This window comes from uncultured Bifidobacterium sp., from assembly GCF_963540075.1.
Lineage (GTDB): Bacteria > Actinomycetota > Actinomycetes > Actinomycetales > Bifidobacteriaceae > Bifidobacterium.
On sequence record NZ_CAUTOG010000001.1, the window covers coordinates 72,000 to 97,025 of the forward strand.

Here is a 25,026-nt window from a genome sequence, read left to right on the forward strand (position 1 = left end):
GACGCGTGGGCCGTCGGGGGGGATGCCGCACGCGTCGCCGCGTCGCCTGATTCGGCGGCGCCGAGAATCCTAGGAGACGTAGTCATCGGTGGACAGGTCCGCCGCCTGCGGGGCCGCGGCCACGGTCTTCCCGTCGGCGTCCGTGTAGGTGCCGGCCTGGTACTGGAAGTCCAGATAGGCCTGGGCCTCGTCGAGATTGGTGGTGCCGGCGACCGACGTGGCGTCGCTGGTCGTCCAGTACTTCCCGGAGACGATCTCCTCCATGGACCGGCGTGCCAGGCGCCGGGAGATCTGCGCGGTCGAGGCCTCGGAGACGAGGATGTCGGCGGCCTTGTCCGGATGGTTCAGCGCGTAGTCATAGCCCTTCATGGCCGCGCGGATGAAGCGTTTCAGCGCTGACCGGTGCGTCGCGGACTTCAGCCAGGAGGACTTCACGGCATAGCCCAGCTGGTCCGGGTTGCCCGGCACGCCCCAGTCGGAGGCGACGAAGCAGTGGAGCTTCGGCCCGTCAAGCTCGCTCTGCACGCCCTCCCAGGTGACGTAGAAGCCGCCGAAGTCCCCCTTGCCGCTGGTCAGCGTCCGGAAGGTGTTCGTTCCCGCCGTGGCCGTGGAGAACTTCCCGGTCCCCCCGGCGTAGCGGATCATCTGGGCGACGACCGCGCTCTGCTCCGCCGAGCCGAAGCTCACGAAGGTTTTGCCCGACAGGTCCTTCGGCGTGACGATGTCCGTGCGGGAGGCCAGGGCGCACCATCGGGCCACCGGCTTCTGCGTGAGGTCGAAGACGAACTTCAGGCCCGCCCCCTGGGAATTGAAGGCCGCGACGTTGCTCAGCGTGGTGAAGCCGACGTCGGCGACGCCGTTCTCCACGCTGGTCTCGGCGCCGGCCTGCGCGGCCGGCAGAATCGTGACGTCCACCCCTGCGTCCTTGAAGTAGCCGAGCTTCTGGGCCACATACAGGCCGATGTGATTGGTGTTCGGCGTCCAGTCAAGCATGAAGCTCACGGCCGACGATGACGACGACGAACCGGCTGCCGTCCCGCAGGCCGCCAGGGACAGCAGCGTCGAAGCCGCCATCGTCACGGCCGCGACTCTGACGAGAACCGGTCCCAGACCGCGCCATGAAAGGATTCCTTGCCCGCTCATCCCATCACCTTGCTCTCTCCGCGCCTGTGCGCGATGACGATCCGACGCGGGGGCGCAGGAAGGTGAGGAGCCCGCGCGTCACGTCGGATCCGGCCCCCGGGGGGCCATCCGAATCGTGTGCCTGGCACGGCTGCTGCCACCAGCCGCGCGAACGGTCACCAGTATAGGACGCGCGGGCTGCCGTCCCCGTGGCGCGGCACAATGGGCCCATGACCGAAACCTCCGTCGAATCCCCCACGCCCGCCGATGACAGTCGTCGCGACGTCCCCCAGCTCCCCGAGCACGTCCGCGTCCGCTTCTGCCCCTCGCCCACCGGCACCCCTCACGTCGGCATGGTGCGCACCGCCCTGTTCAACTGGGCCGAGGCCCGGCATGCCCACGGGACCTTCGTCTTCCGGATCGAGGACACCGATGCGCAGCGCGACAGCGAGGAGAGCTACAAGCAGATCCTCGACGCCCTGCACTGGCTGCACATCGACTGGGACGAGGGCATCGGGGTCGGCGGCCCCGACGGTCCCTACCGGCAGTCCGAACGCGGCGACATCTACCGCGACGTGGCGAAGCGGCTGCTGGACGCCGGCTACGCCTACGAGTCCTACTCCACTCCGGAGGAGATCGAGGAGCGCAACGTCGCCGCCGGCCGCCCCAAGGAGTTCGGCTACGACGGCTACGACCGGGACCTCACCGACGAACAGCGCGCGGCCTTCCGCGCCGAGGGCCGCCAGCCCGCGCTGCGTATCCGCATGCCCGACGAGGACATCGCCTTCGACGACCTCATCCGCGGGCGCATAGAGTTCAAGGCCGGTTCGGTCCCCGACTACGTCATCGTCCGTCCCAACGGCGACCCGCTGTACACGCTCACCAATCCCGTCGACGACGCGATGATGCGCATCAACGTCGTTCTGCGCGGCGAGGACCTCCTGAGCTCCACGCCGCGGCAGATCGTGCTGTACCGCTATCTCATGAAGCTCGGCATCGCCCGGGAGATGCCCCTGTTCGGCCATATGCCGTACGTCATGGGCAAGGGGAAGAAGAAGCTGTCCAAGCGCGACCCCGAATCCAGCCTGTTCCTCCATCGCGAGAACGGCTTCATCCGCGAGGGCCTGCTCAACTATCTGGCGCTGCTCGGCTGGTCCATCGGTCCCGACCGCGACGTGTTCTCCATGGACGAGATGGTCGAGCGCTTCGACATCCGCGACGTCAAGGCCAACCCCGCGCATTTCGACATCGACAAGGCCATCGCCATCAACGCCGAGCATATCCGCATGCTCGACTCGCAGGACTTCCTCGAACGCTCCGTGCCCTATCTGCATCGCGACGGCGTGGTTTCCGCGGACTCCTGGGATGCGCTGTCGCCTCGGGAGAAGGGCGTGCTCACCGCCGCCGCGCCACTCGTCCAGCCGCGCGTGCGGCTGCTCGGCGAGGTCGCCGGCATGGTCGGGAGCCTGCTGAGTCAGGATCGCGTGATCGTGCCCGACGACGATGCGCGCAAGCAGCTTAAAGATTCCGCCGCGGACGTCCTCGATCACGCCGTCGCCGCCCTGCAGGGGGTGGAGGAGGACGACTGGCATGCGGAGCCGCTGCACGAAACGCTTACCGCCGCTCTGATCGACGGCGCCGGATACAAGCCGAGACAGGCCTTCGGACCCATCCGCGTGGCTCTCTCGGGCCGGCGGGTGTCGCCTCCGCTGTTCGAATCCATGGAGATCATCGGTCGCGAGATCACCGTCGCCCGTCTTCAGGGGCTCCGACAGCATCTGTGAGGTGAGGCGCGGCCCCCGCGCTCGTCCTTCGCGCTCGAGTGTCGTGCTCATCGCCACTACGCTGTGTTGTCCCGGCGCTGGAGCGCCGTGCCCGCTGGGCCGTTTGCTTGAAGTTGAAGGACTGGCGTCCGTCGTTCGCGCTCGAGTGTCGTGCTCATCGCCACTACGAATGGCCCACTGGGCCATTCGCTTAACGTGGCGACACGCCGGGTTGCGCGGGGTGGAGGGCATGGGTAGGCTGTTCTTTCGTTGTCTGCGAAGGCAACGATAACTGAATGCCCCCGTCGTCTAGCGGTCTAGGACTACGCCCTCTCACGGCGCCAACACCGGTTCAAATCCGGTCGGGGGTACGACGGACAACTTCTTGAAGTTGCCACGCCAGCCAAATTGGGATGTGGTGTAATTGGCAACACAGCTGATTCTGGTTCAGCCATTCTTGGTTCGAGTCCAGGCATCCCAGCCAAAGGAAGGGCCCTACTCCCCACAAGGGAGTGGGGCTCCTTTTCGTCTTCGTTCCCCTATCCGCCGGATCCACGACCCGTGTCTCATGCTCCAGAGCAGTGCCTCGTGCGCAGGTAATGTGGTGAGGCATGAGTGAACTGACCAGGGATATTCGGACGATGGCGTCCGACCTGCGGCTTCGGCCGGCATCCGGGTCGGATGACTCCCGTCCCCTGTCGGTCTCCCTGCGTCTCGGGCGGCTCCAGTTCCATCTGTCGGGGAAGTTCCGCGTCCTGCAGTTCGCGGACGTACAGGCCGGACCGAAGGTCTCCCGTGACACCATCCGTCTCATCCGGGCGGCCGTCGAATCCGCACGTCCCGACGTCGCCGTCTTCACCGGCAATCAGATCGCCGGATATGACGAGGCCTATGAAGAGACCTTCCGCAAGCGTCGCTGGTCTCCCTCCCGCACCCACGGCGGGCCCGGTGCGGCCTCGAGAAGGGCGGCCCTCGACCGTACCGAAAGGCTCGTGCGGGACACCATCGCCGCGTTCACCGCCCCTCTGCAGGAGCTTGGCGTTCCCTGGGCCGTCACCTACGGCAACCACGACCTGCAGTGCGGGCTCGACCCCGACCGCATGGACGCCGTATACCGGGGATTTCCCGGATGCCTCAACGCCGTCCCCGACACGGCAGGCTCGGTTTCGGGTGTGTCCGGCCGCGTCCGTCCTCCGTTGCCGGACCAGAACGTGCTCGTCTGCGAGCCGGGGACCTTCGCCCTTCCGGTGTCCGACGTCGACCACGACCGCACGGTGATTGGGCTCGCATTGGTGAATTCCGGCGACTACTCGCGTTCGGGCGGCTACGGCTCTCCCAGCCGAGGGGCGCTGGAGTTCCTCGCTGCGCTTCGGCCGCGGATTGCAGCGCCGTCCATGGTGTTTCAGCATTTCGCCGTTCCCCAGTACTACCGACTGATGCGTGAGGCCCCTCGGACGGCGGCGCACGCCATCGAGGGATACCGCGCCTTCGCCGGGCGCAGCTTCGTCCTCGACGAGTCCTGCACCCTTCCCGGAGGATATCTGGGGGAGGGCGTGAGCTGTCCGGATGTCGACTCCGGCGAATTCGACGTCGTCCGCCGCTCGGGCTCCTGCTTCGCCATCGCCTGCGGCCATGACCATCGAAACGGCTTCGTGGGGGACGCCGACGGGATCACCCTGATGGCCACGCCCACCTGCGGCTTCGACTCCTACGGGCCCGCGCCCTCGCATGTGGCCGCGCGGCTTCTCGAATTCGACATCCGGCATCCCGACCGTCCGCGCACCCAGCTGCTCCAGTTCGGCGACCTCGTCGGCAAGTCCGCCGGACGCAAGAACTACACCTATGCGCTCAATGACGTGAAGTCATCCTCGGGGGAGACCATCGATCTGCTGCACCGGCCAGGCACCTTCGCCAGACTGCTCCATCGCCTCGGCCTGGGCTAGAACGTCGGATCAGGCAGCCGAGCCGGCCTTGAGCAGGCAGTCCGTCAGATACTTGCCTGCGGCCATGACCAAAGGCGCGTAGCGCTGCCCCGGCATTGAGCCCATGCGACCCGTGGGCCCCGAAATCGACGTCGCGGCGATGACCTGTCCGCTGGGATTGCGGATGGGCGCGGAGATGGAGGCCACGCCCTCCTCCCGCTCGTTGATGGATTCCGCCCAACCGCGACGCCTGACGGCCGACAGCTGCGCCGCCGTGAACTTGGCCTGTCGCAGCCCCTGGTGCAGTCTTTCCGAATCCTCCCACGCCAGAAGAATCTGCGCCGCGGACCCGGCCTCCATGGACAGCATGGCGCCCACGGGGATGGAGTCGCGCAGCCCGCTGGCCCTCTCGACGGCCGCGATGCAGATGCGCTGGTCTCCCTGGCGGCGGTAGATCTGCGCCGATTCCCCCGTGCGGTCGAGCAGCGTCTGCAGCACCGGTCCGGCGGCGGTGAGCAGCCGGTCCTCACCCGCCGCGGCCGACAGCTCCGCGAAGCGCGAGCCCAGCATGAAGCGTCCGTGCTGGTCGCGCAGGACGAAGCGATGCCGTTCGAGGGCGATGGCCAGACGATGCGCGGTGGGACGGGCCAGTCCCGTTGCCGCGACCAGCTGGCCCAGGGTCGCAGGACCGAACTCCAGGGCGTCAAGAATCTTCACGGTCTTGTCGAGCACACCGACGCCGGAATGAATCTCCTCGTCGCGGAAGGCCCCGGCCCTCGTCGCGGCGGGTCCGGGTGCGAATGCGGCCGAATCCGTGTGCTGGGCTCTGCCCCGCTTCGCTTCGGCGGTATCCACGGCATCCTCCGCGGGGCCGTTGGCCCGGTTCGTCGCATTTTCGGCATCCGTCGGCTGGTCGGTGTGCGGCGTCGGTGAGGTCATAAGGGGATTATGACATCTCATATGCTGAAACGCAAAAGTCCGCGGATGGATATCCCTGCCCATACTCGGGGGAGAAGCGGTCCGCGCACCGGCGCGGCCCGGTCGTCCGCGGGCCTCGACCCGCGTCGAAGGAGTTGGCATGGGAAGCACACTGGCCGAGAAGGTCTGGGCCGATCATCTGGTGCGGCACGGGGAAGACGGTGCGCCCGACCTCATCTACATCGATCTCATGCTCATGCATGAGGTCACCAGTCCCCAGGCTTTCGAAGGGCTGCGGCTGGCGGGGAGACGGCCGCGTCGTCCGGAGCTTCTCATCGCCACCGAGGACCACAACACGCCCACGGTCGACATCGACAGGCCCAATCCGGACAGGACCTCGGCCGTCCAGCTGACCACGCTCGAAAGGAACTGCAAGGAGTTCGGGGTGCGGCTGCATGCCCTGGGCGATTCCGACCAGGGCATCGTCCACGCCTTCGCGCCCATCCTCGGCCTCACGCAGCCCGGCATGACCATCGTGTGCGGCGATTCGCACACCTCCACGCACGGCGCCTTCGGAGCTCTCGCGTTCGGCATCGGCACCTCCGAGGTCGAACATGTCATGGCGACGCAGACCCTCTCGCTCAAGCCCTTCAAAACCATGGCGGTCAACGTCGAGGGACGGCTGCCCCAGGGCGTCAGCGCCAAGGACGTCATCCTCGCCATCATCGCCAAGATCGGCACCGGCGGCGGCCAGGGGCATGTCATCGAATACCGTGGCGAAGCGATCAGGAACATGTCGATGGATGCGCGCATGACCATCTGCAACATGTCCATCGAGGCGGGCGCCCGGGCCGGCATGATCGCTCCCGACGAGACCACCTACGAGTACCTCAGGGGCCGTCCGCACGCGCCCGAGGGGGAGATGTGGGATCGCGCCATGGAGTACTGGAGGACCCTGCGCACCGATGACGACGCCGTGTTCGACCGCACCGTCGACCTCGACGCCGGCAGTCTGGCCCCCTACGTCACCTGGGGCACCAACCCGGGTCAGGGCCTGCCCATCACGGCCGCCGTCCCCGACCCCGTCGACATCGCCGACCGGGAGAAGCGCGCCGCCACCGAATCCGCCATCCGCTACATGGGCCTCAGGCCCGGCATGCCTCTGAAGGACATCGCCGTCGACACCGTGTTCATCGGCTCCTGCACCAACGGGCGCATCGAGGACCTGCGCGCCGCGGCCTCCGTCATGAGAGGACACCATAAGGCCAAGTCCATCCACCGCGTGCTCGTCGTGCCCGCGTCCTCCCGGGTGAGGCTGCAGGCGGAGCGCGAGGGACTCGACAGGGTGTTTCGTGACTTCGGCGCGGAATGGCGCAACGCCGGATGCTCGATGTGCCTGGGTATGAATCCCGACAAGCTCGTGCCCGGCGAGCGGTCGGTCTCCACCTCCAACCGCAACTTCGAGGGGCGTCAGGGCAAGGGGTCCCGCACCCATCTCGCCTCGCCCGTCGTCGCCGCGGCCACCGCCATCAGAGGGACCATCAGCAGCCCCGCCGACCTGTAGCGGTCCGATTCCGTTCGCACGGCCGGCTGTCCCCGCGGACCGGAGTTCCCGCCGCCGGATGGTACCGGCCTCCACCTGGACGGAGGTTCCCACGGTCATCAGGGCCTCACGTCGTATTCGCAGTCGTCAGTCGCCGCCACGGGCGGCAGAAAGCACAGGATTCCCGACATGGAGAAACTGACAGTCGTCACCGGCGTGGGGGTTCCGCTCCGCCGGTCGAACGTGGACACGGACCAGATCATCCCCGCCGTCTTCCTCAAGCGCGTCACCAAGACGGGCTTCGAGGACGCGCTGTTCTACGCCTGGCGCCGCGACCCGGGCTTCCTCCTCAACCGCGCCGAATACAAAGGTGCGCGCGTTCTCGTCGCCGGTCCGGACTTCGGCATCGGCTCCTCGCGCGAGCATGCGGTGTGGGCGCTGCGGGACTACGGCTTCCGGGTCGTCATCAGTCCGCGATTCGCGGACATCTTCTACGGGAACACGGCGAAGAACGGCGTTCTTGCGGCCATCATGCCCCAGGAGAGCGTCGAGCTGCTGTGGAAGCTGCTCGAGGAGGAGCCCGGCCGTTCCGTCACCGTTGACCTCGGGGCTCGCACCGTGACCTGCGGGGACGTGACGCTGCCCTTCGAGGTGAACGACTACACGCGGTGGCGCCTGATGAACGGCTACGACGACATCGACCTGACGCTTCGGCACGAGGATGACATCACCGCCTATGAGAGGATGCGTTCCGCGCGCTTCCCCTTCAAGCCGAAGACGCTTCCGGCGAAGCATCTTCCCGAAGAGAGGATCGTGTCGGCCCGCGCGCCCAAAGAGGACGACTGGGCCGGACCGCTGGGCGGCCGGGTCTGACGTCTCGGGTCGGTCTCGTCGGGGTTGGACGGGGTTGGACGGGGTCGGACGGGCGGGCCTTCTGACGGAATCCGGGCAGCCCGCGTGGACGTGGACCCTATAATGAATCCGGCAGAGCTGGAACGGGCTAAGGAGCGTCTTATGGCCGATGCGGTTGTTCTCATCAATACGGAGGCGGACAGGATTTCCGAGGCGGCGCAGCGCATCGTGGAGATTCCCGGGGTCTCCGCGGTGTACTCGGTGGCGGGCGAGGTGGACCTCGTCGCCATCGTCTCCACCGCGGACTTCGACGATCTGACGACCATCATCCCCGGCGGCATCGCCAAGGTCGAAGGCGTCATCGGCACCCAGACCCTCATGGCCTTCCGGCAGTACTCCGCCAGGGACGAGGCCGCGGCCTACGACCTCGGCGCGGACTGACGGCGTGACGGCGACCGACGGCCTCCTCGCCGGGAATGCGGGGCCCGGCGCCATCGGTGGTGGCGATCCGGCCCGTGCCGCTTCGCCCTCGTCCTTTCCTCCGGCCGCGTTCTATGACGTGACCCGCACCTACGAGGACAACTACGCCAACGGACCCTTCGGGGCCTTTGCCGAATCCGGCGACCGGGATGTCGTGGCTGCCTCATCGGGTGCTGCGGCTTCATCCGGCGCCACGTCGCCATCGGCGGTCCCCGTCGCGGAGGATTCCGCGATACGCCCTTCGATGACGGACGTTCTTGGATTCCCCGTGCGCGTGCCCTTCGGCATCCCCGCGGGGCCCCTGCTCAATTCGCGCTTCACCACAGCGGCCTTCCGGCACGGCTTCGACATCGCCGTGTACAAAACCGTGCGTTCGCGGCCCTGGCCCTGCAATCCCTTCCCGAACGTGCTGGCCGTCCATCCGTCCGCGGCCGATGGACAGCTCGACCCGCGCGGATCCGAACCCGATGCCGGCATCCTCGCCGACCGCGACTACGCGAGTCCCGCATCCATCTCGAACTCCTTCGGCGTGCCTTCGCGCGATCCCGACGTCTGGCAGCCGGATATGCGCGACGCCATGGCCGCCGCCGGTCGGGGTCAGCTTCTCGTCCCCAGCTTCCAGGGCTCCCGTACGCCCGACATGGACGGTGACGACTACATCGCCGACCATGTGCGGACCGCAGGGCTGGTGTGCGAGACGGGCGCGCGGCTTATGGAGATGAACACCAGCTGTCCCAACGAGGGACGCAACCGCCTGCTGTGCCACGATCCGCGGCTGGTGGGCCGCATCGCCGAGGCCGTGAAGAACGAGATCGGCGATCGTCCGCTTGTCGTCAAGCTCGCCTGGCTTCCCGACGATGCCACGCTGGAGCTGATGGTCCGGTCCACGGCCGCTCGGGGACTCGTCCAGGGCTTCGCGGCCATCAACACCATCTCGGCCCGGCTGATCGACTCGGGGGGTCGTCAGGCGCTGCCCGGCGCGGGCCGCGAACGCAGCGGGGTGTGCGGCGACGCGATCCGCGGCGCCGGACGGGACATGGTGCGTCGGCTGGCCGCCATGCGGGAGCGGATGGGCCTCGACTACGCCATCATCGGCGTCGGCGGGGTCGCGTCGGCCGAGGACTACCTCGACTACCGTCATGACGGTGCCGATGCGGTTATGAGCGCGACCGGAGCGATGGCCGATCCGGAGCTGGGACGGCGGGTCGCGGCCGTCGCCATGGGCGGGGAATGACCGCCTCGTCATGCGAGGAGGCCGATGGTCGCTCGCGTCTCGTGCGAAGTCCCGCGCCCTCTCCGCCTGTGGCTCAAGAACCGGCATTCACGGGGCCGCCACAACCCGTGTGGCACGATAACCGTAGTGAGGTCGCGTCCTGACGGCGCGACGAGCCGGATCAGGCGCCGCGTGAGCGGAGGGTGACCCGGGACGCGGATAGGCACGAAGAGGGGTTCGGACACATGGTCGACACCGACAGCGATGTTCTTCACGTCGAGGGCGGAAAGCCGCTCGCGGGCACGATCAAGGTGCGCGGGGCGAAGAACTTCGTGAGCAAGGCGATGGTGGCCGCGCTGCTCGCTCCCGGGGTGTCGGTGCTCAGGAACGTCCCTGAGATCCGCGACGTCCACGTCGTCTCCGACCTGCTGCGTCTGCATGGGGTCGACGTGACCTTCGACGGCAAGGCGGGGGTCGTCACCATCGACGCCACCCATGTGCAGCTCGCCGACGTCGCCGACGTCGACACGCTGTCCGGGTCCTCGCGCATCCCCATCCTCTTCTCCGGACCTCTGGTCCACAGGCTCGGCGAGGCCTTCATCCCGGCGCTCGGCGGATGCAACATCGGCGGTCGGCCGATTGACTTCCATCTCGAGACGCTGCGCAGGCTCGGCGCCACGGTGGACAAGGAACACAGCGACGGCATCCACATCACCGCTCCCAACGGGCTGCATGGGGCCAAGATCCATCTGCCCTACCCGTCGGTGGGCGCCACCGAGCAGACCCTGCTCGCCGCCGTTCTCGCCGAGGGCAAAACCGAGCTGTCGGGCGCCGCCATCGAACCCGAGATCATGGATCTCGTCGCCGTGCTCCAGAAGATGGGCGCCATGATCTCCGTGGACGTGGACCGCACCTTCCGCGTCGAGGGGGTCGAGAGGCTCAAGGGCTTCACGCACACGGCCCTCACCGATCGCATCGAGGCCGCCTCCTGGGCGTCGGCGGCCCTCGCCACCCACGGCGACATCTTCGTCAGGGGCGCCGAGCAGGCGGACATGATGACGTATCTCAACGTCTTCCGCAAGGTCGGAGGCGAGTTCGACGTCACCGATGACGGCATCCGCTTCTGGCATCCGGGGGGCGACCTGCATCCGGTCGCCATTGAGACCGACGTGCATCCCGGCTTCATGACCGACTGGCAGCAGCCGCTTGTGGTGGCCCTGACCCAGGCCCATGGTCTGTCGATCGTGCACGAGACCGTCTACGAGAAGCGCTTCGGCTTCACCGAGCCGCTGGTGGCCATGGGCGCGACCATCCAGCTCTACCGAGAATGCCTGGGTTCGCTGCCATGCCGTTTCCAGCAGCGCAACTACAAGCATTCGGCCGTGATCTTCGGACCCACCCCGTTGGCGGGGCGCGACATCGACGTGCCCGACCTGCGCGGCGGATTCAGCCATCTCATCGCCGCTCTGGCGGCATCGGGCCCTTCGAGCGTCCACGGCATCAGCCTCATCGACCGCGGCTACGCGGATTTCCGGGGCAAGCTCGAGACGCTCGGCGCGGCCATCGACTGAGCGGTCTTCCGATCCGGCATGATTCTGTCAGACGTGGCCGGCTACGCGGCCGGCGGTGTGGCCGGCCACCTGATCTGCGACGCGACCGATAACGTCCGAGGCATGGACGGAGCCGCCGCCTAGCGTTCGTTGGGTGGAAGAAACGATGTTTGGGCATTCTTGGCGTGTTCTGGGCGGCCTGTCTGAGAGACAGGAGCGGAGAACGGCGGAATTCCGCCGTTCTCCTTTGCCAAATCGGAGCTTTTTCCCGACGAACTGCCCAACGTGCGAACTGTTCCACGACCGAGGGCAGCACAACCGATGAGGACTGACGCCAGCTCTGGCACGGGCTCTCGGCCGTCAGCTGGAACTGCCCCTGTCCGCCGAATCAGGATGGCTGCCTTCCGCCCCTTATATGACCTTCCCCCCCGCTTTCCGATGGTTCAGGGGCCATCGGGCTCGGGTGGCCATCATGTTCGGGAATCATCCGTCAGGAACGCTCACTGTCCGACGGCGGATGAACCACAGGGAAGTCGGGAAAGCGTGCGTCGCCTAGGACATCGGTGCCTGTCCGACATCCGTTCCCCGGGATCGCGCATGGATGATCATGAGAAGGAACTCGTTCAATCTTCCGGTGTCGTTGAGCACGTCCTTCACCGCGACGAGCACGGTCCATCCCAGATCCTGAAGCCGGTTGCGCTTGCGAAGATCGCTTCTCCACCGATGCCGGTCGTAGTGGTACTCCCCGTCGTATTCGATGGCCACTCGCTCCCGCGGATAGGCCATGTCGACGCGCCAGATCGTCGAGGCGTCGGCGTCGGGGATCTCGTGATTGACCAGCGGGCAGGGAAGTCCGGCATCGATCATGGTCAGACGAAGCAGCGTCTCCTGCGGTGAGTCCGTTCCGGCGACGCTTCTGGACAGCGCGGCCCGGCAGCGGCGGATTCCGGGGAACCGCCCGAATCCGTCGATGGCGTCCCGAAGCCGCTCGGTGGTGCTCTGCCTCAATTCGGCGTTCGCGCAGGTCAGCCAGTCCATGATCATCGTCAGGGAGTCCTGGTCCGCATAAAGTGCCATCTGGCACACCGCCTGTTCGACGGATACGCCGTCGATGAGGTCGTCGATGGCTGTGGTCTCCATGCGTCCGGTCCACAGGTGGTCCTGCACCCCGCGGAGATGCGATTTTCTCCTCATGGAATCCGTGGTGACGTGAAGCCGTTCGACGTCCAGAGTGGCCGGTGGTTTCAGCGTCATGCCACGGAGCTCGAGCAGCGTGAGATGGCTGAAGACCAGTCGTCTTCGGGTTCGCTGCGCTGCGGCACGGCAGATTAGATGCGTGCGGGCCGCTCGTTCGCGTGCCGCGTCCAGAGTGAAGAATCCCGTAAAGCCGGCCATCGGTTGGATGCTACGGGCGGATGAATGGTGAAGTGGCGGATCGCCATGTCGGTGGATGGGAGGTGCCGCTTCGCCTCCTCTGAGGCGCTTCTGTAAGGGATCCTTCTCATACGTTGGGCAGTCGGGCCGAAAATCAAGGATGAGAGGGTCGGCGACGCTCTTCGTGATCCTTGGAATTCAGCCATTGTCGGAGCCGCGAATTCTTGGTCTACCGGCGGAGGCCGCCCAAGAGGTAGGTGAACTGCCCAATGAACGTCATAACTGCCCATGCTGCATTCGCTGCCGGGGTTTTGCGCCGTAGATTCTCACGGTTCCTTGGGCGGGAGCGATTGCCTGCTGTGGAGGACACATCCGGTCGACTGCGGGGAATGGAGATCGGGATGGAGGGGTTGCGAAGGGGCCGGGCAGGTGACGTGATGATCGGCGGGACCTGCAGACGGGTGGACGGGGTTGCGGCGGTAGCCGCCGGCCTCGGCCCGAAGCTGCTCGTTCCGTCGCGGCCGTGGTCGCCGGGGGAGTGGGCGACGTGATGCCAGGGTGGGACCCGCAAGAGTGGTTGCGGCCTGCAGGATGAACGGTCCCGGGATCCGCAGAACCGTGGGTCTGCAGGGCGAACGGTGGTGCGGCCTGTGCGCAGTGGTGAGTTCTGCAGAGCTCCGGGTTCTGCAGCGCCCTGGCCTCCGCAGATCCCGGGGACCGATGGGGGGATGCATTCCGCTCGACGGCACCGGTATGTGGATCACCGTGTCCGGAAGCCATCGACGGCGTGCGGCACAATGGGGTCATGACTTCGAAAGGCAGACCCTCGCCGCGGTCCTCCGTCAGCCCGCTATCCGACGCGCAGGTCCGCCGGCTCGCGCAACGGCATGAGCTCGTCGATCCGACCCGCTACTACCCCACGGGTCCGCGCACGCCGAACACCGCGGAGATCGAGGCCCAGAACCCCGCGGCCACACGCTTCCTCCTCGGTGGCGTCTCCGTGGTGCTGCGTTCGCGCAGCCGCATCAAGGCCTGGGGTCTGGAGAACGTCCCGGAGACGGGCCCCTTCATCACCGCCGCCACGCATGTGACCATGTACGACGTCTTCGTGCCCATGATGGCGCTGTTCCATATGGGTCGCCGTCCTCGTTTCATGGCCAAGGCCGAGCTCGGCCACTGGCCGGTCGTCGGGACGTGCCTCGGGCTGGTGGGCATGCAGTCGGTGCCGCGTCGCAGCGGCAAGGCCAAGGCCATCGAGGAGGAGTCGGTGCGGATTCTCACAGCGGGCCGCCCTCTGACCATCTGGCCGGAGGGGACGCTGACTCGCGACCCGAAGAAATGGCCGATGAGTCTCAAGGAGGGCGTGGGCTTCATCGCCCTCGAGGCCTCGCGCAGGCTCGGTCGCCAGATTCCGCTGTTCTGCTCGATCACATGGGGAGCGGCAAGCATCAACCAGTGGTGGCCGTGGCCGCGCCGGAACATCGTCATGTGCTACGACGAGCGTCTGGACTACGCCGATCTTCTCGTCGACGTCGGGTCATGGGACGCCGAGCCTCCCGTCGATGCAGTCCGGGAGCTTTCCTGGCGCATCCGCGAGCGGATGGAGATGGTGGAGTCCGAGATCCGCGACGAGCAGCCGCCGACCGAGGGGTACTGGGACTATCGGACGATGAGCCGGGCCCCGAGGCGACGGGCCTGACCGCCCCGACCGCCTTGACGCGTTCCGGTAGTGCCGCTCCGACGAGACGTTCTGCCGCCGTCCCCGACGGCCTTGGCGCGTCCGGGTTCTGTTCCGCCGATGGGGCTCCGATGGCGCTCCGAGGGCAATCCGACGGCGGCTTCGCCGGAGTCTCTGACGACCTTCTCTCGCCGTGGTCGACTAGCCCGGTGTCGCCATCCCCGACGGCTCGAACGGCTCTGATGATTCTGGCCCACCGGGGTTTGCGTCTTTCGGCCGTCGTCCGCTCCGTGTCTGCAGCGGGGTCCCCGGCGCCCTGCCGAGTCTGATTGGCGAAAGATGGTTCATCTTCGGCCGAGGTCCCCTGCCGCCCTGCGGACAGGTCGGTGGCGTAGCATGACCGGGGTGTCGCAGGCTGATGGACAGGCGAACGGCGACGGCGGAGACATCATCCATCGAAGGAGAGAAGACGGTATGAGGGTGACGGTTCTGGGCGCGGGCGCCTGGGGAACGGCGTTCGGACAGGTGCTGGCGGATGCCGGCAACGAGGTCGTCATGTGGGCCAAGGAGCCCGAGGTCGTCGCCGCGATCCGCGACGAGCATCGCAACCCCTTCCGTCTGCCCAGCGTGGAGCGTCTGCCGGACGTCATGACGGCCACCGGGGATCAGGCGGATGCGGTAGCCGGTTCCGATCTTGTGGTCGTGGCCATCGCGGCGCAGTTCGCGCGCGTGGCATTGGAGCCCTTCCGTGGCCTCATCCCCGCGAACGCCGTGGTCGCATCCCTCATGAAGGGCATCGAGAGAGGGACCGACAGACGCATGGACGAGGTCGTGCGCGCGGCCCTCGATCTGCCCGTCGAACGCTTCGCGGCGATTTCGGGACCGAATCTCAGCAAGGAGGTGGCGGCACGTGAGCCCGCCGCCACGGTGGTGGCCTGCTCCGACATCGCCGTCGCCCGCCGCGTGGCCGAGGCCTGCACGACGCCATACTTCCGTGCCTTCGTCAGCCGCGACGTCATCGGCCTGGAGATGTGCGGGTCGCTGAAGAACGTGGTCGCGCTCGCCGTGGGCATGGTGCGTGGCGCGGGATACGGCGAGAACACCGCGGCGATGGTCGAGACACGCGGGCTGGCCGAGCTCACCGCCCTGGGATCCGCGGCGGGTGCCGACCCGCGCACCTTCTCGGGACTTGCCGGAATCGGCGACCTCGTCGCCACCTGCGGATCGCCGTTGAGCCGGAACTTCACCTTCGGCGCCAACCTGGGCCGTGGAATGAGCGTGGTGGAGGCCACGGAGGCCAGCAACGGCGTGGCGGAGGGCGTGCCCACCACCGCCGCGGTCATCGGACTGGGACGTCGTCTGGGCGTTCCCACGCCCCTGGCCTCGGCGATGGGCCGCGTGCTCGAGGAGGCCATTCCATGCTCCGAGATGCTGTCGCTGCTTTTTGATGAAGGCATAGAGGAGGAGTAGCGGGGGGTCCCTTCGAAGAGGGTCGCCGAGAGTAGGCTTCTTGTCGGATGGATGCGTCGGGGGTGAGCTCCGCGTTGGATGCCGTCGCCGCCGTCAGTCATGGCTGGCGTCCCCGCCGTCATCGCCGCCCGGGGTCGCTTCGCCTGTTCCGAGGGAATCGGACCCGGCGGGATCCGGCAACATCCGAAGGGATCCGGCGGAATCAGGCGGCACCGGGAACGGACCGGAGAACGGGACCCGATCGGACGAGCGAGTCCATCGAGTCACTGAGGAAGGGAGGACGACATGGTCACCAAGCGGATCGCGGTGCTGTACGGCGGAAGGGCCGACGAGCATTCCATCTCCTGCGTCTCGACCGCAGGCGTGCTGGGCGCCATGGACGCGTCGCGTTTCGAGGCCGTGCCCATTGGCATCACGAAGTCGGGGCGCTGGCTGGTGGGAGGCCCCGATCCCCGTGGCTTCCGCATGGACCGCGACGCTCTTCCCGTCGTCGAATCCGGCGAGGACACCAGGGACGTCGTTCTCGACCCCTCGCGTGGCTCCGATGGCTTCCTCGTCAGAGACGAAGACGGCTCGCTGGATTCCCTGGGGCATATCGACGCCGTGTTCCCCGTGCTGCATGGCCCCTTCGGCGAGGACGGCACGGTCCAGGGCCTGCTGGAGATGATGGGGGTGCCTTACGTCGGCTGCGGCGTGTTCACCTCGGCGTCCTGCATGGACAAGCATTTCACGAAGCTGCTGCTGGGCGCTGCCGGGATTCCGGTGGCGCCGGGAATCACCGTCGACGCCAGGGCCCTTGACCTTCAGAACCCGATGGCCGGGGATGGACTGGTCTCCCGCGTCCGCGAGGCCGGGCTGCGCTATCCGCTGTTCGTCAAACCCTCGCGCGCGGGATCCAGCTTCGGCGTGACGAAGGTCGACGCCGAGGACCCGGACGTTCTGGCCGCGGCCGTGCGCACCGCGGCGCCCCACGACTGGAAGGTGCTCATCGAGCAGGGCGTCGCCGGCCGTGAGATCGAATGCGCGGTGCTGGCGCCGCGCCCCACGGACGAGCCGGCCGCCAGCTGGCCCGGGGAGATCGTGCTCGACCGTCGTTCGGATGACGCGGACCAGTTCTATGACTTCGACAGCAAGTACGTCGACTCCGCGGCCTCCCATGTGGAGGTCCCCGCGCATCTGCCCGATGCGACGCTTCGCCGGGTGCAGGACGTGGCCGTGAAGGCCTTCCGCGCGGTGGATGGCTCGGGTCTGAGCCGTGTGGACACCTTCGTCTCCCCCGATGGCACGGTGACGGTTAACGAGATCAACACCATGCCCGGCTTCACGCCGATCTCCATGTATCCGCAGGCCTGGCAGGCCACGGGCGTCGATTACACCGAACTCATCAGCCGCCTGCTGGACGGCGTTCTGAATGGGTGATGCCGTCATGAGCGGAACGATGCCGTCGTCGATGCCTCCGAACCAGGAGCCGTCGACCCCGCGGCCGCCGGAACCGCAACCGACGTGGTCGCGGCCATCGGGGCCCGAGAAGGACATGGGTCCCCGCCGCCCCGACTGGTGGTTCGTCATCCATCGTCGGTTCTCCCAGGTCGGCGTCGCGCTATGCGTGATGCTGCTCGTCTGGATCGGCCTGCAGCTGCTCGCCCTGGGGGCGATGAGGCTGTGGCTGCCGTCCACGACGGCCGTTCCGACGTGGCTGACGGTGCTGTCGTCCAGCGGCCCGCTCTATCTCATCGCGATGCCCCTGGCGATAGCCGCACTGGTGACCGTGCCCAGGGTGCGGACGCGGTCGTTCTCCATGCCGGTCGGGGAGTTCCTGCGTCTGCTCGTGATCTGCCTGCCCCTGATGTACGCGGGGAGCATCATCGGCACCACGCTGTCGGATCTGGTCACCGGAGGCACCGCCGTCAACGGCGTGGCCGAGCTGGTCAGCGAGTCCGACACCCTCACCTCGCTGGTGTTCATGGTGCTGCTGGCCCCGGTCTTCGAGGAGTGGATGTTCCGCCGGCAGATCATCGACCGGCTGCGGGCCTATGGGGAGCGTACGGCCATCCTCGTCTCGGCGCTGGCCTTCGCGCTGTTCCATCTCAACCTCTACCAGTTCTTCTACGCCTTCGCGTTGGGACTTGTGTTCGGATACGTGTACACCCGCACCTCGAAACTGCGCTATTCGGTGGCCATGCACATGATCATCAACCTCAACGGTTCGGTCGTCGCTCCGTGGATCGTCTCGCTGCTGGGGAAGAGGGTCCTCGAATCGCTGGACTCCAGCTCGCTTGCAGGGGTCGAGGCGGCCATTGAGGCGAACGGATCCGGGGTGGCGGCCTACATGGCCTATGCCCTGGTGATGATGGCCCTGGTGGTCCTGGGCATCGTGTTCCTCGTGCGGGACCGTCGTCGCATCGAGTTCTATCCGGCCCCTCTGGAGCTGCCGAGAGGTCTGCGGCTGCGGACGGCGCTGCTCAACCCCGGCATGGTCACGTACATGGTCCTGTGCGTGACGGTGACGGCCATAGTCCTGCTGGTGTAGCCGCCGATATCGTCGCGCCCGCGTGCATGGCCGGTCCTCATGCTGTCGGGAGACCGGGGTCCCGTATCCGGAGGAGGGAAGTCCTCGATCTTTGACGCCCCCGCGGTCGCCCCGACCTCCGTCGCCTTCCGTTCGGCGTCAGCCCCCGAGACCGTCGCGGCCGTCGGGACAGTCGGGACCGTCAGGCGCCGATCGCCGCCCGCTGCTCGATGAAGTCGCAGTCGGCCAGGGCCCGCACGACCGCGTCCCTCACGGTGGAGGGCAGCACGCCGGGGCGCGCGAAGACAAGCACCTTCCCCTCGATGCCGTAGGGGGAGAACCCGGAGAACCGCACGAGCGGAGGATTCCCCTTTTCGGCGATGTCCTGCGTGGCCGTGAGGGCGGCGGCGATGACCTTCGTCTCGATGTCAGCGACGCTGGTTCCGGCCTTCGCCGTGAACGGGATGTCGACGTAGGCCTCGTTGCCGGGGGTGAGACGCTCGAGCGCGGCCTTGTTGATGACCGAATTGGGGATGACCAGACGGTTGCCGTTGCGCTCGACGAGCACGGTCTGCCGCCAGGTGATGTCGCGCACCACGCCCGTCGAGCCGGCCACGGTCACGAGGTCGCCGGGGTGGATCACGCGACCCATCATGAGGCCGAAGCCGCCGATGATGTTGGCGATGGTGTCCTGCAGGCCGAGGGAGATGGCGAGGCCGCCGATGCCGAGGGCGGTGACCAGCGTCGTGGGGCTGATTCCGAACACCGGCTGAAGCACGACGGCCACGGCCAGCGTCCAGATAAGCACCCTGGCGAGGTTGATGAAGATCGATACGCTGGGAATCTGCGAGCGGTCGAGGGCGCGTCGCAGCAGACGGCTGACGATTCTCGCGACGACGGCGGCGGCGATGATGACGACGACCAGCAGGAACAGGCGGTCGGCGTGGCCGGAAAGCCAGGAGAGGATCCTCTGCGTCGTCCGTTCCATCAGCTCAGCGTCCCCTTCCATGTGCTCCCTTCGTCCTCGGCCTCGACCGCGGCCAGGTCGCCGTCGGCTGCCTCGTCGGTTCCGTCGTCGTCTTCGCCGCCGAGGAAGCGTCGGCTCCAGTCCTCGAACTCGCCCAGCAGCGCGGCCTTGGGCTCCTCGTCGAGGAAGGTCGCCTCCAGCGAGTTCCGGGCGATGAGGGCCAGCCGGGCGAGATCCATGCCCAGGTCGGCGAGCGCCTGGTAGTTGGCTCCGATGTATCCGCCGAAGTACGCCGGGTCGTCGGAGTTCACGGTGACCTTCACACCGGCGTCCATCAGGGCGGGCAGCGGCAGGTCCTTCAGATCGTGGACGACCTGCAGGCGACGGTTCGACAGCGGGCACATCGTCAGGGGCACGCCCTCGCGGACGAGACGGTCCACCGTCGTGGGGTCGTCCGCCGCATGGACGCCGTGGTCGATGCGCTCGACGTGCAGCAGATCGAGCGCCTCCCTCACATAGTCGGCCGGTCCCTCCTCCCCGGCGTGGGCCACGCGATGCAGGCCCATGGCGGCCGCGCGCGAGAACACGTCGGCGAACAGGGACGGCGGATATCCGACTTCGGCCGAGTCGAGTCCGATGCCCAGGATGTCGTCCTTCCGATGGGCGACGGCGTCGAGCATGGCTTGCGCCGAGGGGACGGGCAGGTCTCGCACGATGCACAGGATGAGTGCGCCGTCGATGCCCAGACGCTCGCGGCCGAGTTGCAGACCCTCCAGCAGGCCATCCATCACCATGTCGAGGTCGAGTCCGTTGTCCACATGCACCTGCGGGTCGAAGAAGATCTCCGCCCGCCGCACTCCGTCCGCCGAGGCCCTGGACAGGTAGGCGAGCATGAGGTCCCGGAAGTCGCGCGCGGTGCGCAGCGTCGACATGAGCCGGTAGTAGAGGTCGAGGAAGGACTGCAGGTTGGTGAAGTCGTACTGGCGCTTCAGTTCCTCGAGACTTCTCCAAGGCAGGCGCACCCCGTTGCGGTCGGCGAGCTCCAGCGCCAGCTCCGGCTCCAGAGTCCCCTCGATATGCACATGAAGCTCCGCCTTCGGCAGGCTGCGCAGCGCCTCGGCCATCGTCGTGGACGGGCGGTCCTCGTTTCTTGTCGTCGTGATGCCCATCGCTGTCCTTCCTGAGGAGCCCTGAGGATTCGTCGGCTCTCGTCGGTTCTGCGGCGCCGCCTCCCATCGGCGGCGCCTGGCATCGGTTCCGTGTCGTCCATACTACGGTCGTCGCCGGCGAGGGGTGTTGCGCGCCCACGCGGCGCGGACGAGGATGTTCGTCGCGGTGAGGAGGTTGCGCCGGTCCTCGGCGGACAGTCCGGCGAAGGAGGCGATCATCTCGGGGATGACGCGCGGCAGGGAACCGCGGACCGCCGAGAGGTTGTCGGAGCCTCTGGGCTGGAGGATGACGAACAGGGCGTCGACCGTCCGGCGCCTCTGATCGAGGGACAGTCCGGCCAGCCATTCGTTGAGTCTTCTGTTGAAGTACTGCGAGCTGGGAGCGACTTCGGGGACCCTGGCGAAGCGTCCGTTGCGGACCCGCCAGGACAGGGCGTCATGCTGCATGAGTCCCTTCTGCGTGGAGGAGACCACGGTGCAGGGTTCGGGGGTGTCGAAGATCATGCCGATGATCGACGAGTCCGGGATGATCTTGTCCATGCGCTCCATGAACCCCCGGTAGTCATCGCCGTTGACGACCTCCTGCGGGAATCCCGGCCCGTCCAGGCTGTAGGCCCGGCCGATGCGCAGCCGCACGGCGCGGGGAGCCGTCATCGCGGCGTACGTGGCGAGGTTGCCCCCCTTGGAATGGCCGACGACGAGGATGCGCCCGCCCCAGATTCCCGCGACGCGGCGCAGATAGTCGGCCGCCTCGCGCTGGGCGGGCACCGGGTACTGGAAGGTCATGGCGAAGTTCTCCCTCCAGCCCACGAAGGAGTCGTCCGTTCCGCGATACGCGACGACCAGGGTCCCGTCCGGCAGCCGGAAGGTTTCGGCCGCGAACTGGGTCTCGTCCTCGACGCTGAGGATCTCGTCGACGGCGCCGACTCGTATGGGGGCGAATCGGGGGCTGGACGCGGTCGCCCGGAGCAGTTCGACGGATCCGGCCGCGTCGCCCAGACCGGTGTGCGCGGCCACGGGATCGAAGTCGCCGTTCGTCGCCCAGACGCCGACGTCCGCGAGCGTCGGGCCGTCGAAGGGGGCGTGGAACACATGGGAGAGGGATGCGAGGGGATGGTCGGCCCTCCAGCCCCTGAGGCGGCGCCAGGGGTTCGACAGTCGAGGCTCCTGGTCCGCCAGGCGAGGGGTGCGGGGGTCAGGGCTTTCGTAGGCCAGACAGGACAGCACGAGCGCGTCGACCTCGCCGAACGGACGGGAGTCGAATCCCTCCGTGGTCGAGGTCACGTAGTCGATGACCGTGCCCATATGCCCGAGCCTTTCAATCCGTCATCCCGGCCCGTCGCCGTCGCGTGGGTCGGCGCTGGCCGCACGCCTCGGGCAGGGACGCCCGGGCATCGCGCGGCGGGCTCCTCTCCCGCGGCGTCGGGGAATGGTTGTCCCTCCCCATCGTATCCGCGGGAGGCATGCGGTGATGCGTGGTTCCGGCGGAACGGTGGAGGTCATCCGGGGCATTCAGCCGGTCGGAAGACGCTGCCCAGTGGGTGCCATTACAGTTGTTGCGTGACGATGGACGGTGACTCGAAGGACGGAACCGTGGATGACGGCGTGGAAGAGAAGAATCCGATGACGGGGAGGCCGGCGATGAGGACTCCGGCGGCCAGGACCGCGGGTGACGCTCCTGCGGATGGCGCGAATCTTCTCGTCGGCGGGTTCGGTCCCTTGGCGGGGGAGACGAGTCCAGGAATCGAATGGCTGCACCTGACTCGGGTCCCGCACGACGGCGGATCCCCCTCGCACGCGGGAGGCGCCCCTGATGCGGGCGTCGACCCCGACGATGGTGATGGTGTGGCCGTCTCGCCCCGGTTCGTGCTGTTCGACGTCCCTTCGCCGACCTGGCTGGCATCCCGCGACGATCTTGTCCTCGCCGTGCTGGAGAACACCGGCGAGCTCGCCTCCTTCCGATGGGAGCCCGAAGGGGATGGGCGTCACATGTACGGTCCCTTCCATATAGACGGTCCGTCCATGAAGCTCCTGTCCCGGGTGCCCGTTCCGGGCTCGGGGCCCACGCATGCGGCCGCCTGCCTCGATGACCGTGGTGAGGGCCGGGTCGTCGTCGCCGATTACGGGGACGGGACCATCGCCGTGCATCCGCTTGACGCCGCGGGACGTCTCGGCATCGCCCTGCAGACCCTGAGGCCGGATCCGAAGGACGGGCACGGCCCCCTTCCCGCCCAGGACGGGCCCCACGCCCACTGGGCGCTTCCCCTTCCCGACGGCCGCCTGCTGACCACGGACCTGGGGACGGACCGCATCCACGTCCATCGCTGGCATGCCGGGCGCCTGGTTCGCATCGGGTCGGTGGTGCTGGCGCCGGGCACCGGTCCGCGCGATATGCATGTGCTGCCCATGTCAGGCGGCGGCTGGCGGGTCGCCGTCGTGGGGGAGTGGGGCAACGACGTCACCGTGCTCGAGCCATACGACCCGCGGCCGGGCCGTGGCGCCTCCGCCTGCGAAGCCGACGGCGAAGATCCGGACGGCGGCATGCGCGTCGTCCAGCGCATCGCTCTTGGCGGCGTCGAAGGAGACCAGGCGGCCTCCCTGGCGTTCGTTCCCGGAGTCCTGGCGACGGATGCGTCCGGCCCCGATGCGGACGCCCCCGATGAGGACGGTTTCGCTCCCGGTGGCGATGGTGGTGCCGACGCCGCCGTCGGTGACGGTCCGGATGATCATGGCGGATGGGGGGAGGCTGCCTTCGGCATGGTGTACGTGGGTCTGCGCGGATCGGACCGGATCGTCGTCCTGCGGTGGAGGGATGGAGCCCTGTCGATGCCAAGACGGGGCGTCTCCGTCCCCAGCGGTGGTGGCCGTCCCCGCCACATCCTCGCCCTGGATCGGCTGCTCGTCGTCTCCAACGAGACGAGCAGCCGCGTGGCCTTCTTCAGGGTCGGGGCCGACGGGGTCCCCATGCCCGTGGGAGGCACCCTCGTCGGATCGCCCACCGTGGCGCTGCCGATGCGGCGGTGATGTGTCCGTCGGCGCGGCACTCCGTTCGGATGGCCATAGGGGTCCGCCAGGCCATCCGAGCCATTCGACCCGCTATCCCTGCGTGGGGTCCTTCTGCGCGTGGAGCAGCACGAGCGCGGCGGTGAGCAGCAGGGCTATCGACAGCACGCCGAACTCGGCATGGCCGGTCGCCTGCGTGATGGCGGCCACCAGCAGCGTGCCCAGAATGCTGGCCGTCTTGCCGAACACGTCGTAGAAACCGTAGTACTCGTTGGCATGGCGCTTGGGGACGAGCCTGCCGTAGTAGGAGCGAGACAGGGCCTGGATGCCACCCTGGAACACCCCCACGGCGATGGCGAGGATCCAGAACTCCACGGCGGAGCGCAGCAGGAAGGCGGCGAAGAACACGATGAGCATGTACGCCCAGACCGCCACGACGATCATCCGCTTGGCGCCGAAGCGTCCCGCCAGCCGCCCGTAGATGATGGCGCAGGGGAAGGCGACGAACTGGGTGACGAGCAGCGCGACGACGAGCTGCGTGGAGTCGATGCCCAGCTGCGTGCCGTATGAGGTGCTCATGGAGATGACGGTGTTCACCGCGTCGATGTAGAAGAAGAACGCCAGCATGAACATCCACAGCGGACGGTCGTGCCGGATGCGCCCGAAGGTGGCGGTGAGTTCGTGGAAGGTGCCGCGCACGGCCTCGCCGATATGGTCGGCGTCCGCCCGGTAGTGCTCCTGCCGGTAGCTGGTCAGCAGCGGCACGGCGAACGCCACCCACCACAGGGCCGTGATGACGAAGCTGGCGCGGATGCAGGCCGCGGTGCTCCATCCCAGGGCCGACGGGCCGGCGAATATGAGGGCGATGCAGGCGATGAAGGGCACGGTGGACCCCACGTACCCCCAGCCGTAGCCGTGCGAGGAGACGCGGTCCATGCGCTCGTTCGACGTGGTGTCGATGAGCATGGAGTCGTAGAAGGTCAGGGAGCCGTTGAGGCCGATGGTCGCCAGCACGAAGACGATGAGGAAGGCCAGCCATCCCAGCGGCAGGGCGAGGGCGAGGCATCCGACGACGCCGGTGCCGAGGAATCCGATGAAGAAGCGGATCTTCATGCCCTGCACGTCGGCGATGGAGCCGAGGATGGGCATGAGCATGGCCACCACGAGCGAGGCGATGGTCTGGGCGTACCCCCAGGTGGACACGATGTTCGTCTCGCCGGCGGCCTTGAGCAGCGAATTCGCGTAGATGGGCACGATGGCGGTCGACAGGAGGACGAACGCCGAGTTGCCGACGTCGTAGACGATCCACTTCCTCTCACGCGACGTGAGCCTCGCGTCGACGGAGATGCGGTGGGGTGATCGCGCCTCCAGACCATCGGCGTCGGCGTCCGCGTCGCCGTGTCCGCCCGCATTCGTCGCGGGAACGCGGGGTGCGGGCGTCGTCGCCGGGGATGATTCGTCGTTCGTCGTGGCCATGCTCGCTCCCGCCCGCT

At 67.6% G+C, this 25,026-nt stretch carries 19 protein-coding genes and 2 tRNA genes; 14 read left to right on the top strand and 7 right to left on the bottom strand.

The genetic code is table 11. The features are described from left to right. Positions 1-69: 69 nt before the first annotated feature. Positions 70-1,074 (bottom strand): ABC transporter substrate-binding protein, encoded by a 1,005-nt coding sequence (locus RWX87_RS00320; protein ID WP_314685823.1) that lies wholly within the window; start codon positions 1,072-1,074, stop codon positions 70-72. 278 nt (positions 1,075-1,352) lie between these two features. On the opposite strand from RWX87_RS00320, the gene gltX reads away from it, so the two are divergent. The 4 genes from gltX (at position 1,353) to RWX87_RS00340 (ending at position 4,828) form a co-directional block, all read left to right on the top strand. After that, entirely contained in the window at positions 1,353-2,906 is a 1,554-nt protein-coding gene (gltX, locus tag RWX87_RS00325; protein ID WP_314685772.1) for a glutamate--tRNA ligase, read from the top strand. 277 nt (positions 2,907-3,183) lie between these two features. Beyond that, positions 3,184-3,256: transfer RNA gene (locus RWX87_RS00330), tRNA-Glu, on the top strand. Between the two features lie 38 nt (positions 3,257-3,294). Next, a tRNA-Gln gene (locus RWX87_RS00335) sits at positions 3,295-3,369 on the top strand. 127 nt (positions 3,370-3,496) lie between these two features. Further along, on the top strand, positions 3,497-4,828 hold the full coding sequence (locus tag RWX87_RS00340; protein WP_314685773.1) for a metallophosphoesterase: 1,332 nt from the start codon (positions 3,497-3,499) through the stop codon (positions 4,826-4,828). Positions 4,829-4,837: 9 nt separating this feature from the next. Here RWX87_RS00340 and RWX87_RS00345 read toward each other — a convergent pair whose 3' ends face one another. Then, positions 4,838-5,557 (bottom strand): IclR family transcriptional regulator, encoded by a 720-nt coding sequence (locus RWX87_RS00345; RefSeq protein WP_314685824.1) that lies wholly within the window; start codon positions 5,555-5,557, stop codon positions 4,838-4,840. 328 nt (positions 5,558-5,885) lie between these two features. Between RWX87_RS00345 and leuC the strand changes: the two genes are divergently transcribed. The 5 genes from leuC (at position 5,886) to murA (ending at position 11,384) form a co-directional block, all read left to right on the top strand. Next, the gene (gene leuC / locus RWX87_RS00350; RefSeq protein WP_314685774.1) at positions 5,886-7,289 is read left to right on the top strand and encodes a 3-isopropylmalate dehydratase large subunit; all 1,404 of its coding nucleotides are present in this window, start codon (positions 5,886-5,888) and stop codon (positions 7,287-7,289) included. 168 nt (positions 7,290-7,457) lie between these two features. Next, entirely contained in the window at positions 7,458-8,141 is a 684-nt protein-coding gene (leuD, locus tag RWX87_RS00355) for a 3-isopropylmalate dehydratase small subunit (protein WP_314685775.1), read from the top strand. Positions 8,142-8,243: 102 nt separating this feature from the next. Then, positions 8,244-8,561 carry an Lrp/AsnC ligand binding domain-containing protein gene (locus tag RWX87_RS00360; RefSeq protein WP_314685776.1) on the top strand — a complete coding sequence of 106 codons (318 nt, stop codon included), beginning with the start codon at positions 8,244-8,246 and terminating at the stop codon, positions 8,559-8,561. 52 nt (positions 8,562-8,613) lie between these two features. Continuing rightward, complete coding sequence (locus RWX87_RS00365; RefSeq protein ID WP_314685825.1) at positions 8,614-9,834, top strand: diguanylate cyclase; 1,221 nt, start codon at positions 8,614-8,616, stop codon at positions 9,832-9,834. Between the two features lie 224 nt (positions 9,835-10,058). Then, on the top strand, positions 10,059-11,384 hold the full coding sequence (murA, locus tag RWX87_RS00370) for a UDP-N-acetylglucosamine 1-carboxyvinyltransferase (RefSeq protein ID WP_314685777.1): 1,326 nt from the start codon (positions 10,059-10,061) through the stop codon (positions 11,382-11,384). A gap of 531 nt (positions 11,385-11,915) precedes the next feature. Here the strand turns inward: murA and RWX87_RS00375 are convergent. Beyond that, on the bottom strand, positions 11,916-12,758 hold the full coding sequence (locus RWX87_RS00375; RefSeq protein ID WP_314685778.1) for a hypothetical protein: 843 nt from the start codon (positions 12,756-12,758) through the stop codon (positions 11,916-11,918). 784 nt (positions 12,759-13,542) lie between these two features. On the opposite strand from RWX87_RS00375, the gene RWX87_RS00380 reads away from it, so the two are divergent. From RWX87_RS00380 to RWX87_RS00395, 4 genes are all read left to right on the top strand, one after another. Next, a complete protein-coding gene (locus RWX87_RS00380; protein ID WP_314685779.1) occupies positions 13,543-14,436 on the top strand; it encodes a lysophospholipid acyltransferase family protein in 894 nt (297 codons plus the stop codon). 453 nt (positions 14,437-14,889) lie between these two features. Next, complete coding sequence (locus RWX87_RS00385) at positions 14,890-15,885, top strand: NAD(P)H-dependent glycerol-3-phosphate dehydrogenase (protein ID WP_314685780.1); 996 nt, start codon at positions 14,890-14,892, stop codon at positions 15,883-15,885. 285 nt (positions 15,886-16,170) lie between these two features. Then, positions 16,171-17,304, top strand: coding sequence for a D-alanine--D-alanine ligase family protein (locus RWX87_RS00390; RefSeq protein ID WP_314685781.1), 1,134 nt, complete (start codon positions 16,171-16,173; stop codon positions 17,302-17,304). A gap of 31 nt (positions 17,305-17,335) precedes the next feature. Then, positions 17,336-18,415, top strand: coding sequence for a lysostaphin resistance A-like protein (locus RWX87_RS00395; RefSeq protein ID WP_399552260.1), 1,080 nt, complete (start codon positions 17,336-17,338; stop codon positions 18,413-18,415). A 181-nt stretch (positions 18,416-18,596) separates the two neighbouring features. On the opposite strand, the gene RWX87_RS00400 is transcribed toward RWX87_RS00395, so the two are convergent. The 3 genes from RWX87_RS00400 to RWX87_RS00410 all read right to left on the bottom strand — a co-directional run bounded on the left by RWX87_RS00400 (position 18,597) and on the right by RWX87_RS00410 (position 21,835). Next, positions 18,597-19,382, bottom strand: a complete 786-nt coding sequence (locus tag RWX87_RS00400) for a mechanosensitive ion channel domain-containing protein (RefSeq protein WP_314685826.1) — start codon at positions 19,380-19,382, stop codon at positions 18,597-18,599. After that, a complete protein-coding gene (locus RWX87_RS00405) occupies positions 19,382-20,530 on the bottom strand; it encodes an adenosine deaminase (protein WP_314685783.1) in 1,149 nt (382 codons plus the stop codon). Before RWX87_RS00405 ends, RWX87_RS00400 begins: the two co-directional genes overlap by 1 nt. A gap of 102 nt (positions 20,531-20,632) precedes the next feature. Next, positions 20,633-21,835, bottom strand: coding sequence for a DUF2974 domain-containing protein (locus tag RWX87_RS00410; protein ID WP_314685784.1), 1,203 nt, complete (start codon positions 21,833-21,835; stop codon positions 20,633-20,635). A gap of 318 nt (positions 21,836-22,153) precedes the next feature. On the opposite strand from RWX87_RS00410, the gene RWX87_RS00415 reads away from it, so the two are divergent. After that, a complete protein-coding gene (locus tag RWX87_RS00415; RefSeq protein WP_314685785.1) occupies positions 22,154-23,554 on the top strand; it encodes a beta-propeller fold lactonase family protein in 1,401 nt (466 codons plus the stop codon). A 72-nt stretch (positions 23,555-23,626) separates the two neighbouring features. Here RWX87_RS00415 and RWX87_RS00420 read toward each other — a convergent pair whose 3' ends face one another. Continuing rightward, positions 23,627-25,009 carry an MFS transporter gene (locus RWX87_RS00420; protein WP_314685786.1) on the bottom strand — a complete coding sequence of 461 codons (1,383 nt, stop codon included), beginning with the start codon at positions 25,007-25,009 and terminating at the stop codon, positions 23,627-23,629. Positions 25,010-25,026 lie beyond the last annotated feature (17 nt).

Bases quoted from the DNA above. Each gene is read 5' to 3' on its own strand.
- leuD (WP_314685775.1), top strand. From the start codon at position 7,458: ATGGAGAAACTGACAGTCGTCACCGGCGTGGGGGTTCCGCTCCGCCGG.
- RWX87_RS00400 (WP_314685826.1), bottom strand. From the start codon at position 19,382: ATGGAACGGACGACGCAGAGGATCCTCTCCTGGCTTTCCGGCCACGCC.
- RWX87_RS00390 (WP_314685781.1), top strand. From the start codon at position 16,171: ATGGTCACCAAGCGGATCGCGGTGCTGTACGGCGGAAGGGCCGACGAG.
- RWX87_RS00395 (WP_399552260.1), top strand. From the start codon at position 17,336: ATGCCTCCGAACCAGGAGCCGTCGACCCCGCGGCCGCCGGAACCGCAA.
- RWX87_RS00385 (WP_314685780.1), top strand. From the start codon at position 14,890: ATGAGGGTGACGGTTCTGGGCGCGGGCGCCTGGGGAACGGCGTTCGGA.
- gltX (WP_314685772.1), top strand. From the start codon at position 1,353: ATGACCGAAACCTCCGTCGAATCCCCCACGCCCGCCGATGACAGTCGT.
- RWX87_RS00340 (WP_314685773.1), top strand. From the start codon at position 3,497: ATGAGTGAACTGACCAGGGATATTCGGACGATGGCGTCCGACCTGCGG.
- RWX87_RS00380 (WP_314685779.1), top strand. From the start codon at position 13,543: ATGACTTCGAAAGGCAGACCCTCGCCGCGGTCCTCCGTCAGCCCGCTA.
- RWX87_RS00320 (WP_314685823.1), bottom strand. From the start codon at position 1,074: ATGGCGGCTTCGACGCTGCTGTCCCTGGCGGCCTGCGGGACGGCAGCC.
- murA (WP_314685777.1), top strand. From the start codon at position 10,059: ATGGTCGACACCGACAGCGATGTTCTTCACGTCGAGGGCGGAAAGCCG.
- leuC (WP_314685774.1), top strand. From the start codon at position 5,886: ATGGGAAGCACACTGGCCGAGAAGGTCTGGGCCGATCATCTGGTGCGG.
- RWX87_RS00420 (WP_314685786.1), bottom strand. From the start codon at position 25,009: ATGGCCACGACGAACGACGAATCATCCCCGGCGACGACGCCCGCACCC.
- RWX87_RS00410 (WP_314685784.1), bottom strand. From the start codon at position 21,835: ATGGGCACGGTCATCGACTACGTGACCTCGACCACGGAGGGATTCGAC.
- RWX87_RS00375 (WP_314685778.1), bottom strand. From the start codon at position 12,758: ATGGCCGGCTTTACGGGATTCTTCACTCTGGACGCGGCACGCGAACGA.
- RWX87_RS00360 (WP_314685776.1), top strand. From the start codon at position 8,244: ATGAATCCGGCAGAGCTGGAACGGGCTAAGGAGCGTCTTATGGCCGAT.
- RWX87_RS00415 (WP_314685785.1), top strand. From the start codon at position 22,154: ATGACGGGGAGGCCGGCGATGAGGACTCCGGCGGCCAGGACCGCGGGT.
- RWX87_RS00405 (WP_314685783.1), bottom strand. From the start codon at position 20,530: ATGGGCATCACGACGACAAGAAACGAGGACCGCCCGTCCACGACGATG.